Source organism: Staphylococcus petrasii (assembly GCF_002902565.1).
GTDB classification, from domain to species: domain Bacteria; phylum Bacillota; class Bacilli; order Staphylococcales; family Staphylococcaceae; genus Staphylococcus; species Staphylococcus petrasii.
The window spans coordinates 1-13422 of the sequence record NZ_PPRC01000056.1 but is presented as its reverse complement, the minus strand read 5'-3'; the positions used below and the strand labels follow the sequence as shown (position 1 = coordinate 13422).

Genomic DNA, 13422 nt, shown 5'->3' with positions numbered 1-13422 from the left:
AAAGATGGAATTATGTAAGGTTAAATTAAAAGAGTATTAAAGCGTCCGCTAGTTTAAATTATAGTAGCATAGAAATCTCTATATTAAGAGGTTCTATGCTACTCATTTTATATATTGTATTTTACAATTCTTCAATAGTTAATATTTCGCCAGTGTAAGCATCAGCATAGAAGATATATTCTATAATTTTATTATGCTTATCTTGCGTGATGCCACCTTGATAAATTAAACGATTAGGATATTTATCATTATCAACATACGCTTCATGTAGAATGTATGAGCCTCTTATGTTCATGAAATAAGATTTTGCTTCGTCTAAAACTTTACTTGGCTGTTTGACTTTTTTATTTTCAAAAAGATAATAAAACAAAATTGCTGTAGACACTCCAACTGTTAGTACTACAGGAATTGTGATGAATTTAATAGTTTGACGTGTCATAATTTCTTACCTCTCTTAATTAGTTCGTATCATTAGTTTACCATATTCAAAATGATATAATACATTTAAGGAGCGTGTTATGGTAATGCAAAACGACAAAACATTGAAAAGAATTCAAACATTAACGGAACTGCATGGCGCGCCTGGCTTTGAAGACGACGTGCGTGCATATATGAAACAAGAAATGGAACCTTATGTAGATGAATTTATAACTAATCACATGGGTGGTTTCTATGGAGTAAAGAAATCTAAAAAAGAGAATGCAAAACGCGTGATGATTGCTGCGCATATGGATGAAATTGGATTTATGATTACGCATATTACTTCTAATGGCATGATTCAATTTACAAATCTTGGTGGCGTGGCTAACGATATATGGCAAGGTCAACGCTTGCAAGTTAAAAATAGAAATGGCGAACACATTATTGGGGTAGTTTCAAATATCCCAAAACATTTTAGAACAGGTAATGAAGCGGTGCCTGAGATTAAAGATTTAATGTTAGATATTGGTGCAGAAAGCGCAGAGGAAGTACGCGAGCGCGGAATTGAAATAGGGGATACAATCGTACCTTATACTCCTTTCACTCAATTATCAGAGCATCGATTTAGCGCGAAAGCATGGGATAATCGATATGGTTGTGTCATTGCAATAGAGATATTAGAATTGTTAAAAGATGTCGAGTTGGATGTCGATTTATATGTTGGTGCCAATGTCCAAGAAGAAGTAGGTTTAAGAGGGGCAAAAGCAGCGACAGAAATGATTCAACCTGATGTTGCATTTGTAGTGGATTGCTCTCCAGCGAATGATATTAAAGGAGTGCAACAGCTTTCTGGCGAATTAGGTGGAGGTACGCTCATCCGTATTAAAGATGGTACGATGATTCTTCAACCTAACTTCAAGAATTATTTATTAGATTTAACTAAAGAACATAACATTAATCATCAATATTATATTTCACCAGGTGGCACTGATGGGGGAGAAATCCATAAAGCAAACCAAGGTGTACCAACTGCTGTGATAGGCGTCTGTGCAAGATATATTCATAGTACAGATGCAGTATTCGATATTAGAGATTATTATTCAGCACGTGAATTACTGCAACAAGCTATTTTAAATTTAGATGTTCAAACAATAAAACAATTACAATATCAAGATTAATATAAGGAGAGATATAATGATTAAATTAGAATCTGAACAACAATTTGAAGAATTGAAAAAAGAAAATACTGTCTTTGAATTTACTGCAGGATGGTGTCCGGACTGTCGAGTAATTGAACCAGATTTACCAAAACTTGAAGAAAAATATACAGATTTTAAATTTGTATCAGTAGATAGAGATGAATTCATCGATTTAGCTATTGAAAATGATATTATGGGTATTCCAAGCTTTTTAGTCTTTAAACAAGGCGAATTAGTAGGAAGCTATATTGGAAAAGAACGTAAATCTATTGAACAAATTGATGAATTTTTAAGCCAGTACAAGTAATATTTCATAATAGAGAATTTGTGCCTCATTTTAAGTGAAAAAATAGAATTCTATTTAAGTAATACTTTGATTTCTCTGTAATTAGGTACTTATTTATTGTAAAATATTATAAGGTGCGAAATAGGAGTGTTAATAATGAATGTCTTTCAAATGAGAGATAAAATTAAACAACGTTTGAGTAGCTTAGATGTCGACTTTAAGTTCGACCGCGAAGAAGAAACGTTACGTATTTATAGACAAGACAATCATAAAGGCGTCACAATCAAATTAAATGCGATTGTTGCCAAGTATGAAGAACAAAAAGAAAAAATAGTGGATGAAATTGTTTATTATGTCGAAGAAGCAATTGCTCAAATGGATGATGATAGTCTTGATAAAATGCAAGATATCCAAATTATGCCAGTCATTCGTTCAGCAAGTTTCGATAAAAAAACTAAAGAAGGTCATCCGTTTATTATTGAAAAGCATACTGCAGAAACTAACATTTACTACGCACTGGATTTAGGTAAATCTTATCGTTTGATTGACGAAAGTATGCTAGAACAGTTAGGTTTAACAGAACAGCAAGTTAAAGAAATGTCTTTATTTAATATTCGTAAATTACAAAATAAATATAAAACAGACGAAGTTAAAGGAAATATCTTTTATTTCGTGAATTCTAATGATGGATATGATGCAAGTCGTATTTTAAATACTAAATTTTTAGACGATATTTATAGTCAATGTGAAGGTGAAATGTTAGTAGCTGTTCCACACCAAGATGTTTTAATTATTGCAGATATTCGCAATAAAACAGGATATGACGTGATGGCACATTTAACTATGGAATTTTTCACTAAAGGATTAGTTCCTATCACATCATTATCTTTTGGTTATGAAAAAGGACATTTTGAACCTATATTTATTTTAGGTAAAAATAATAAACAAAAACGCGATCCAAATGTTATTCAACGTTTGGAAGCAAATCGTAAAAAGTTTAATAATAAAGATAAATAGAGGAGAGTTACAATGAATTTATTTTATAATAAAGAAGGGGTAGGGGACGTAGCATTCCTACAAATTGAACCTACTAATGGTCCATTTGAATATGACAAACAAGATGACATCGTTGTTATCAAAGACGGAGATAAAGTAGTCGGTTTCAATATTTTTGGATTCTCTAACTACTTTAATATTCAAGAAAATGGTCATATCAAATTAACGCCAGAATTAGTTGATGCATTGCAACAAGCAATCGATAAATCAAATGTAGATTATAAATTAGATGCAGATTTATCACCTAAATTTGTCGTAGGATATGTTGAAACTAAAGATAAACATCCTAATGCAGATAAATTAAGTATTTTAAAAGTTAACGTAGGAAACGAAAACTTACAAATTGTATGTGGTGCACCGAATGTAGAAGCAGGACAAAAAGTAGTTGTAGCTAAAGTAGGCGCTGTTATGCCAAGTGGTATGGTTATTAAAGACGCTGAATTACGTGGTGTTGCTTCAAGTGGCATGGTATGTTCTATGAAAGAATTAAACTTGCCAAATGCGCCTCAAGAAAAAGGTATCATGGTATTATCAGACGATTATGAAGTCGGTCAAGCATTTTTTGATTAAAATAGGAAGGATGTGAGTGTATGAGTTGGTTTGATGAATTATTTGGCAATGATAATAATTCGAATGAAGAATTATTAAGACGTAAAAACAAACGTCGTCAGGACTCAAAAACACAAATGAATGATGATAATGCATTACTTCCTGAAAATGATGATATTTATGACCGACCAAAAGGTAAATTTCGTTTCCCAATAGATGTTGGTAGAGATACTGATGAGGCTGAAGATGCTATTTATCAAGAAAATAGCAATGAAAATGAAGAAGCCTATCATAACGATGTTTCATATAATAACGAAGATTTATACGATTATGGTTCATATCATTATGATGACTTTAATCAAGCTTCTGAACAAACTCAAGCTTATGATAGCGCTCAAGATACGAGAAGACGTCGTAGAAGAAATCATACCAATCATGATGATACTGGTATACCTTCAATTAAAGAAAGACCTTCGCATAGACGCGAAAATGCTTCCACTCAATCAAGTTCTAATCAAGTGAATTCACAAAGAAGTAAATACTCTACGTCTCATCGAAATTCAAATGATCATGAGCGTGTTAAATTGCAATCAGAGCGTTTTAAATCAAGTTATAATACGCGTCCTCAATCTACATATCATAAGTCGAGCTTTAAAACTTCTGAAGTACCTTCTGCTATTTTTGGTACTAAAAAACGTCGTCCTATAAGAAATGGCGTGATACCGCCTGCGGAAGATTCAGAGGATAATAAAGCTGATTCAACTAAAGATTATGCTAAAACTGCAGAACGTGTTTCTCATAATGAAGAAAAATCTGAAGAAACATTTTCAAAAAATAATAATATGAGTGCTTCAAAAGTAGAAGAAAAACATACTTCAGTGAATGAAGCTTCTGATAATGAAATGAGTAATGCTGAAAGTAAACAGGCTAGTTCTTCGTATGAAAAAACACCTAATTATTCTCAAAAAGATAATACTATTAATATCGAAAATATTTATGCATCACAAATTGTTGAAGAAATTAGAAAAGAAAGAGAACGTAAAGCGCAACAAAAACGTAAGTTTAAAGAAGCTTTACAAAATAAGCGTCAACAAACGAATAATGAAGATGATGATATTCAAAAAGCAATTGACGAAATGTATGCGCAACAAGCTAAGCAATATACAGGAGAAAGTTCTCTGGACGATTCATCATTCGGCGAAGCTACAGATCATTCATCTTTAGCAAATGAAAATGATAAAGATTCTGCTAGTGAAGCGGCGTCTCATGAAATTTCTCGCGAATCACAATCTTCAAAAGAAGATCCTGAAGATAATGAGCAACAACAAGTTGAGGAGCTAACAGAATCATCACCGTATAATTATGAGGAAATAGATTTAAATCAAGTTCCAAGCGTTCAACAAGTGAAAGATGAAGATGTGAAAGTCGAAAATGCTCAAGAAGATAAAAAACAACTTGAACCAGAAGAGGCTTCAGTACAACAGGTGGATGACTCTACTCAACTAATTTCTGACAAAGAGCCAACATTTGTTGATAATGAGAGTGACGAGCATATTGATAGTGCTTCAAATGAAGACGATAACGGTCATGATAACATTGAAGATTATGAAGAGAATAATACAGATGAAAGTGATGGAACAACTGTAGATGAGGCGAATTATCGTGAACTTGATAATGCGCATGATGATTCTCATGAAGCGCAAGAGGAAGATAATTTAGCTGAAAAATCGACAGATACTTCTATATCTCAAGATGGTTCAAGCATAAGTGAAAATCACTCACCTTCAACTCAAACGCAAAATGAAACGAATGATTTCGTTCAACATGCGGTTGAATCAGAAACGGAATATGCAACGAAACCTCATCAACATACAGATATAAAAGAAAATGAAGTGAATGATTTATCTGGTGAAGATAATAACTCAGATGACAATTCTCAAGTAACAGCACAAGATTTAGAAGATAATAACACTTCTGATGTTGATGACACTAAAGCTAATGAAACAACAATAAATGAGCATCAAAATAGTGATAAAAATCAGGTTGAGCAACCTAAAAAATCGCTTAAAGACTCAATTAAGCCTGGTAGCAAACCGTTTAACGTAGTCATGACGCCGTCTGACAAAAAACGCATGATGGATGCTTTTAAAAAGAAATCACATAAAGTATCTGTACCTGAATTAAAACCAGAGACGAAAGCTAATAAAGAAGAAAACAATGCTTCTTCTACAGCGACAAACAATGAAGGTAAAGTAGAAAAGTCAGTCTCTAATAATAATCAAATTGCTGACCAACAAGCAGATAATCAGTTGAATAGTGAAAATCATGTTGAATCAGACCATTCTGAGACATCATCTAGCAGCCATCAAGAAGTAGCTAGTAATCATAGTGTGGATAACACTACTGAAGAGGTATTTTCAACGGAAAGTCCTGCAAACCAAGAATCTACAGTTCAAAAAGAAAGCAATGCAGTGACTTCAAACAAAACGACTTCAAATGAAGTGAGTGGAACTACTGAAGAGGGTAATCAAGCGAATTCTACTGAAACTGAAGCTTCCAAACCTGCGATTCGAAACGGCCCAAACATTAAATTGCCAAGCTTAGATTTATTAGAGAACCCTGAAACTCATGAAATTGATGAAGCTTGGATTGAAGAGAAAAAACAAGAATTAAATGATGCATTCTATTATTTCAATGTGCCTGCTGAAGTTCAAAATGTTACAGAAGGGCCAAGTGTTACTCGATTTGAATTAGCGGTTGAAAAAGGTGTTAAGGTTTCTAGAATTACCGCATTACAAGATGACATTAAAATGGCGTTAGCAGCAAAAGATATTAGAATTGAAGCGCCTATTCCTGGTACAAGTTTAGTCGGTATTGAGGTACCTAACCAAAATCCAACTAAAGTTAATTTGAAATCCATTTTAGAAACAGAAGAATTTAAAAATGCTGAATCTAAATTGACTGTAGCAATGGGTAATCGCATTAATAATGATCCATTGCTTATGGACATTGCTAAGACACCTCACGCGCTTATTGCGGGGGCTACAGGTTCAGGTAAATCTGTTTGCATTAATAGTATCTTAATGTCACTACTGTATAAGAACCATCCTGAAGAATTAAGATTATTATTAATTGATCCGAAAATGGTTGAATTGGCACCATATAATGATTTACCACACTTAGTGTCACCAGTTATCACGGATGTCAAAGCAGCCACTCAAAGCTTAAAATGGGCTGTAGAAGAAATGGAACGTCGTTATAAACTATTTGCGCAATACCATGTTAGAAATATTACAGCTTTCAATAAAAAAGCGTCATATGAGCAAAGAATGCCAAAAATTGTTATTGTTATTGATGAGTTAGCTGATTTAATGATGATGGCACCCCAAGAAGTTGAACAATCTATCGCAAGAATTGCTCAAAAAGCACGTGCATGTGGTATTCATATGCTTGTCGCAACTCAAAGACCGTCTGTGAATGTCATTACAGGATTAATTAAAGCTAACATTCCTACACGTATCGCGTTTATGGTGTCATCAAGCGTAGATTCACGTACTATTTTAGATAGTGGTGGCGCAGAACGATTGCTAGGTTATGGCGACATGCTTTACTTAGGCAGTGGTATGAATAAACCTATACGTGTTCAAGGTACATTTGTGTCTGATGATGAAATCGATGAAGTAGTTGATTTCATTAAAGCGCAAAGAGAGCCGAATTATTTATTTGAAGAAAAAGAATTACTGAAAAAGAATCAAACACAAGCTCAAGATGAACTATTTGATGATGTATGTGAATTCATGGTTAAAGAAGGACATATTTCTACTTCCTTAATTCAAAGACATTTTCAAATTGGATACAATCGTGCAGCTAGAATCGTAGACCAGTTAGAACAATTGAATTATATTTCTGGCGCTAATGGTTCTAAACCAAGAGATGTATATATTACAGAAGAAGATTTAAAGAAAGATTAATTTAAAAGGAGTTTTATGGTTATGACGCATTATCATTTTGTTGGTATTAAAGGCTCAGGAATGAGTTCTTTAGCACAAATCATGCATGATTTAGGTCATGAAGTGCAAGGGTCAGATATTGAAAATTATGTATTTACAGAAGTAGCATTAAAAAATAAAGGAATTAAAATTCTTCCATTTAGTGCTGATAACATTAAAGAAGGCATGGTAGTAATACAAGGTAATGCGTTTCCAGATACACATGAAGAAATCGTTAAAGCCCATGATTTAAAATTAGATGTTATTAAATATCATGACTTTTTAGGTCAAGTGATTAGTCAATACACATCTGTAGCTGTAACAGGTGCTCATGGTAAAACATCTACTACAGGTTTATTATCTCATGTAATGAACGGTGATAAAAAAACATCATTCTTAATTGGTGATGGTACTGGTATGGGATTACCTGCAAGTGATTACTTTGCATTTGAAGCATGTGAATACCGTCGTCACTTCTTAAGTTACCACCCAGATTATGCCATTATGACTAATATTGATTTCGATCATCCAGATTATTTCAAAGATATTGATGATGTAGCTGATGCTTTCCAAAACATGGCACGTAATGTAAAAAAAGCCATTATTGCTTGGGGAGACGATGAGCACTTAAGAAAATTAGAAGCGGATGTTCCAATTTATTACTACGGTTTAAGTAAAAACGATGATGTATACGCAAACAATATTCAAATTACTGATAAAGGTACGCAATTTGACGTATATATCAATGGCGAATATTACGACCAATTCTTAACGCCTCAATATGGAGACCATAACATTCAAAATGCGCTTGCAGTTATCACTATTAGTTATTTAGAAAAAATGAACGTGAATAACATTAAAGAGGCATTAGAAACTTTTGGCGGTGTAAAACGTCGCTTTAATGAAACAAATGTTGCTAAACAAGTATTAGTAGACGATTATGCTCACCATCCTAGAGAAATTAGTGCTACAATTGAAACAGCACGAAAAAAATATCCTAACAAAGAAATCGTTGCAGTATTTCAGCCACACACATTTTCAAGAACACAAGCTTTCTTAAATGAATTCGCTGAATCATTAAGCAAAGCTGACCATGTATTTTTATGTGAAATATTTGGTTCTATTCGAGAAAATACTGGAGAATTAACTATCCAAGATTTAATAAACCGTATTGACGGATCTGCATTAATCGATGAAAATAATATTGACGTATTAGAAGAATTTAAAGATGCTGTAATTTTATTTATGGGCGCAGGGGACATTCAAAAGCTTCAACGCGCTTATGAAGAAAAAATTGGCATCACAAATGAATTTTAATATGTTTATATATAATTATGTTGGGTATTAATAATTAATGACTTTTATTTTAAAAGTAATTAGGAGGCGTTTTAAATGGATTGGATTTTACCAATTGCTGGAATTATCGCTGCAATTGCATTCTTAATTTTATGTATTGGAATTGTTGTAGTTTTAATTTCAGTTAAAAAGAATTTAGATCATGTGGCTAAAACACTAGATGGTGTTGAAGGTCAAGTTCAAGGTATCACTCGTGAATCAACTGATTTACTTCACAAAGCAAATCGCTTAACTGAAGATATTCAAGGCAAAGTTGAACGTTTAAACTCTGTTGTTGATGGCGTAAAAGGCATTGGCGACTCAGTTCAAACTTTAAATAGTTCAGTTGACCGTGTAACTAACTCAATTACACATAACATTTCTCAAAATGAAGATAAAATTTCTCAAGTAGTTCAATGGTCAAATGTTGCAATGGAAATTGCTGACAAATGGCAAAATAGACACTACCGTAGAGGAAGTGCAAACTACAGAGCAAACTCTGTAGCTAATGATGCAAACCATGCAAATCATTCAAATGAAAATTACACTACAAACGTTGAGAAAAACTTTTAATTAATATGATTCAATCAAATGCACTTAAATGAGGTTTGTACTTGTTTAAGTGCATTTCTTATAGGAGGAATTAGCATGAGTAAGAAATATAATCGCGATGCGTTTGAAAAACATAACTCAGGTAATGACTTACATGGCCAAGGTGCCAATCAACAAGATGATGTAGCGCAAACAAACGCGACGAAACATTACGACAGAGATGCATTTGAAACAAATAATTCAGGCAACGACTTACATGGTCAAGGTGCTAACCAGCAAGATGATGCAGCGCAATCAAATGCGACTAAACATTATGATAGAGACGCATTTGAAACAAATAACACAGGCAACGACTTACATGGTCAAGGTGCTAACCAACAAAGTGATGCAGCACAATCAAATGCAACGAAACATTACGATAGAGATGCGTTTGAAACAAACAACACAGGTAACGACTTACATGGCCGAGGCGCTAACCAACAAGATGATGTAGCACACACAAATGCAACAAAACATTATGATAGAGATGCATTTGAAACAAATAATTCAGGCAATGACTTACATGGTCGTGGTGCAAATCAACAAGATGATGTAGCACAAACAAATGCAACAAAACATTACGATAGAGATGCGTTTGAAACAAATAACACAGGTAACGACTTACATGGTCGTGGCGCTAATCAACAAGACGATGTAGCACAAACAAATGCAACAAAACATTACGATAGAGATGCGTTTGAAACAAACAACACAGGTAATGATTTACATGGCCGTGGTGCAAATCAACAAGATGATGTAGCACAAACAAACGCAACAAGACACTATAATCGTGATGCATTTGAATCATACAATACAGGCAATGATTTACGTAACCAAGGTGCTAACCAACAAGAAAACGCACAATATACAAATGCGACAAAACACTATGATAGAGATGCATTTGAAACTAATAATACTGGTAAAGACTTGCATAATAGAGGAAGAAATCAAAATAGTCAGGTTACTTCAAATTCTCGTCATCAGTATACTTACAATACTAAAAATTCAAGAAAAGACTTTGTTGTAAGCTTTATTACAGGTGCTTTAATCGGTTCTGCTATTGGCTTATTAACTAAATCAAAAGCTCAAGATAAAATTGATCAAGCTAAAGCTAAAGAGCAAGAGTTTAAAGATAATTATCATCAAATCAGACGTCAAGCTGAAGAAAATATTGATAATGTAAAACAAAAAATTGATGACTTCAAAAATAGAAAAAATTCTAATATCACTTCAGATGAGTTGAGAGCACAACAAAATGCGATTAAAGCAGAGACATCAAATGATTTAGCAGACCAATCACCACAAGCGCAAGAAATCCAAGATGCTAAAGTTGATGCTATGAATGAAGAATCTCATCAAAGAAATAATGAAAGTAATAGTGCAGAAGAAATTGTTGCACAACAAAACGCGATTAAAGCAGAGACATCAAATGATTTAGCAGATCAGTCACCACAAGCACAAGAAATTCAAGAAGCGAAAGCAGAAGCTAAATCAGACAAAACAGAAGAAAACGCAACTGCAACAGAATTAGCAGCACAACAAAACGCAATTAAAGCAGAGACATCAAATGATTTAGCAGACCAATCACCACAAGCACAAGAAATTCAAGAAGCGAAAGCAGAAGCTAAATCAGATAAAACACAAGAAAATGTAAGTGCAACAGAATTAACTGCACAACAAAATGCAATAAAAGCAGAGACATCAAATGATTTAGCAGATCAATCACCACAAGCGCAAGAAATCCAAGAAGCGAAAGCAGAAGCTAAGTCAGACAAAGCACAAGAAAACGCAAGTGCAACAGAATTAACTGCACAACAAAATGCGATTAAAGCAGAGACATCAAATGATTTAGCAGACCAATCACCACAAGCGCAAGAAATTCAAGAAGCAAAAGCAGAAACTGAATCTAATGATAAAGTAACTGCTGAAGAACTTGCTGCACAACAAAGTGCTGTTAAAGAAGAGGCTGCTGAAAATAATTTATCTAGCCCTTCAGTTACAAATACACAAGCTACAAACAATTTATCATCAGCTGAAAAATTAGCTAAAGCGGCTAACTCTAAAAAAGAAAAATTAGCTAACGATAAAAATGTAGCGAAAAAGACAAAAGAATTATTAGCTGAAGCACCCGTTGCTAAATCAAAAAATAATAAGATTCCTATGTTAGTAACTAAAAAATTCAATAGAGATGAAGCACATTTAAAAAATAACCAAAGCCATGCTTCAGCTAAATTCGACAAAGGTGTTATTACGCACGATACAGATAAAAAATCTAACGGTGCAAAAAAACAAAATAACAAAAAACAGAACAATAAAAAACAGAACAATAAAAAACAAAATAACAAGGCACAAAATAATAAAACACCTAAACAACAACAAAGAAGCGAAAAAGCTAAAAGTAAAATAGATAAACGTACTTTTAATGACTAATCATTAAAGTATGGTGCAAAAGAGCAATGCAAATTCAATTTGCATTGCTCTTTTTGTTCTTCATAGGTATGATAGGTAATATAAATGTTTGGCAATTCACAAATTTTAGACAATTTATTTATCAATACGGTTGAACAACTGACATCTAATTGTTAGAATTCTAATTAAATACTATTATTTTATCGCTTTAAAGTAATATATAAGTAAGGAATTTTATTGAGGTGAGTAAGAATGTCAACTAAGTTAGAACAATACAGAGAAGAGATCGTTTCGATTAACTATCAAATTTTAGAGTTATTATCTAAAAGGGGAGAACTAGCGAAAAAAATCGGTGAGGAAAAAATTAAACAAGGTACAAAAGTATATGACCCTCAACGTGAAAAAGAAATGATTAATCAATTGATGGACCGTAACCAAGGACCTTTCGATGATAATGTTATTAAACAATTATTTAAAGAAATCTTTAAAGCATCTACAGATTTACAAAAATCTGAAAATGAAAAACATTTATATGTTTCACGTAAATTAAAACCTGAGGATACTATAGTTAAATTTGATAATGGCGGTATTATTGGTGATGGTAATAAATCATTCGTTTTTGGTCCATGTTCAGTAGAATCTCAAGAACAAGTAGATGCAGTCGCTAAAGACTTACAAGCTAAAGGCGAAAAATTTATTAGAGGTGGCGCATTTAAACCTCGTACTTCTCCATATGACTTCCAAGGATTAGGTGTAGAAGGTCTTAAAATATTAAAAAATGTTAAAGATAAATTTGGCCTTAATGTAGTTAGTGAAATTGTTAATCCTGCTGATTTTGAAATTGCAGATCAATATTTAGATGTTTTCCAAATTGGTGCACGTAATATGCAAAATTTCGAACTATTAAAAGAAGCTGGACGAACTAATAAACCAATTTTATTAAAACGTGGATTATCAGCTACAATTGAAGAATTTACATTTGCTGCAGAATATATTGCTTCACAAGGTAACAAGAATATTATCTTATGTGAACGTGGTATCCGCACATATGAGAAAGCGACACGTAACACACTTGATATCTCTGCAGTACCTATCTTAAAACAAGGCACTCATTTACCAGTTATGGTTGACGTTACACATAGTACTGGACGTAAAGATATCATGTTACCTACAGCAAAAGCTGCTTTAGCAGTAGGGGCAGATGGTGTTATGGCAGAAGTTCATCCTGATCCATCAGTAGCGCTTAGTGACAGTGGCCAACAAATGGATTTAAATGAATTTGATAAATTCTATAATGAATTAAAACCACTTGCTGAAATGTATAATTCTAAACAACTTAAATAAAATTAAGTTATTAAAATAAAATATTTTAAATAGTTTAAGCTATTCATTTTACTATGAAAAGTAAGTATTTTATAATATTACTTTCGAGTTAAAAATGGATAGCTTTATTTATTTTAAATTTCGACTAAAAGGAATTAAGTCGAAAAAATATTAAATATTTTATGAAAAAAAGACTTTTATGAATGTATTAATATAGCGTATTAACTATTTTAATATTAAATTATGACATAAATGTGAATAAATA

Annotated in this window: 10 protein-coding genes; 9 read left to right on the top strand and 1 reads right to left on the bottom strand. The window is 32.9% G+C overall.

Features of this window, described 5'->3' with window-relative positions; translation table 11 throughout:
- Positions 1-121: 121 nt before the first annotated feature.
- A complete protein-coding gene (locus CD127_RS08960; protein WP_380493182.1) occupies positions 122-442 on the bottom strand; it encodes a PepSY domain-containing protein in 321 nt (106 codons plus the stop codon).
- A 76-nt stretch (positions 443-518) separates the two neighbouring features.
- Between CD127_RS08960 and CD127_RS08955 the strand changes: the two genes are divergently transcribed.
- The 9 genes from CD127_RS08955 (at position 519) to CD127_RS08915 (ending at position 13178) form a co-directional block, all read left to right on the top strand.
- Positions 519-1598: a M42 family metallopeptidase gene (locus CD127_RS08955; protein ID WP_169926756.1), complete on the top strand. Its 1080-nt coding sequence runs from the start codon at positions 519-521 to the stop codon at positions 1596-1598.
- Between the two features lie 13 nt (positions 1599-1611).
- Positions 1612-1926, top strand: a complete 315-nt coding sequence (locus tag CD127_RS08950; RefSeq protein ID WP_334311118.1) for a thioredoxin family protein — start codon at positions 1612-1614, stop codon at positions 1924-1926.
- Between the two features lie 135 nt (positions 1927-2061).
- Positions 2062-2922, top strand: a complete 861-nt coding sequence (locus CD127_RS08945; protein ID WP_103366454.1) for a DUF1444 domain-containing protein — start codon at positions 2062-2064, stop codon at positions 2920-2922.
- Between the two features lie 12 nt (positions 2923-2934).
- Complete coding sequence (gene ytpR / locus CD127_RS08940; RefSeq protein ID WP_103366453.1) at positions 2935-3531, top strand: YtpR family tRNA-binding protein; 597 nt, start codon at positions 2935-2937, stop codon at positions 3529-3531.
- Positions 3532-3551: 20 nt separating this feature from the next.
- The gene (locus tag CD127_RS08935; RefSeq protein ID WP_103366452.1) at positions 3552-7481 is read left to right on the top strand and encodes a DNA translocase FtsK; all 3930 of its coding nucleotides are present in this window, start codon (positions 3552-3554) and stop codon (positions 7479-7481) included.
- 21 nt (positions 7482-7502) lie between these two features.
- On the top strand, positions 7503-8816 hold the full coding sequence (gene murC, locus CD127_RS08930; RefSeq protein ID WP_103366451.1) for a UDP-N-acetylmuramate--L-alanine ligase: 1314 nt from the start codon (positions 7503-7505) through the stop codon (positions 8814-8816).
- 75 nt (positions 8817-8891) lie between these two features.
- Complete coding sequence (locus CD127_RS08925) at positions 8892-9407, top strand: DUF948 domain-containing protein (protein ID WP_103298311.1); 516 nt, start codon at positions 8892-8894, stop codon at positions 9405-9407.
- 75 nt (positions 9408-9482) lie between these two features.
- On the top strand, positions 9483-11855 hold the full coding sequence (locus CD127_RS12850) for an RHS repeat domain-containing protein (RefSeq protein ID WP_160148973.1): 2373 nt from the start codon (positions 9483-9485) through the stop codon (positions 11853-11855).
- A 231-nt stretch (positions 11856-12086) separates the two neighbouring features.
- Complete coding sequence (locus tag CD127_RS08915) at positions 12087-13178, top strand: bifunctional 3-deoxy-7-phosphoheptulonate synthase/chorismate mutase (protein ID WP_103298312.1); 1092 nt, start codon at positions 12087-12089, stop codon at positions 13176-13178.
- Positions 13179-13422: the final 244 nt, after the last annotated feature.

Bases quoted from the DNA above. Each gene is read 5' to 3' on its own strand.
- CD127_RS08925 (WP_103298311.1), top strand. From the start codon at position 8,892: ATGGATTGGATTTTACCAATTGCTGGAATTATCGCTGCAATTGCATTC.
- ytpR (WP_103366453.1), top strand. From the start codon at position 2,935: ATGAATTTATTTTATAATAAAGAAGGGGTAGGGGACGTAGCATTCCTA.
- CD127_RS08955 (WP_169926756.1), top strand. From the start codon at position 519: ATGGTAATGCAAAACGACAAAACATTGAAAAGAATTCAAACATTAACG.
- CD127_RS08935 (WP_103366452.1), top strand. From the start codon at position 3,552: ATGAGTTGGTTTGATGAATTATTTGGCAATGATAATAATTCGAATGAA.
- CD127_RS08915 (WP_103298312.1), top strand. From the start codon at position 12,087: ATGTCAACTAAGTTAGAACAATACAGAGAAGAGATCGTTTCGATTAAC.
- CD127_RS12850 (WP_160148973.1), top strand. From the start codon at position 9,483: ATGAGTAAGAAATATAATCGCGATGCGTTTGAAAAACATAACTCAGGT.
- CD127_RS08945 (WP_103366454.1), top strand. From the start codon at position 2,062: ATGAATGTCTTTCAAATGAGAGATAAAATTAAACAACGTTTGAGTAGC.
- murC (WP_103366451.1), top strand. From the start codon at position 7,503: ATGACGCATTATCATTTTGTTGGTATTAAAGGCTCAGGAATGAGTTCT.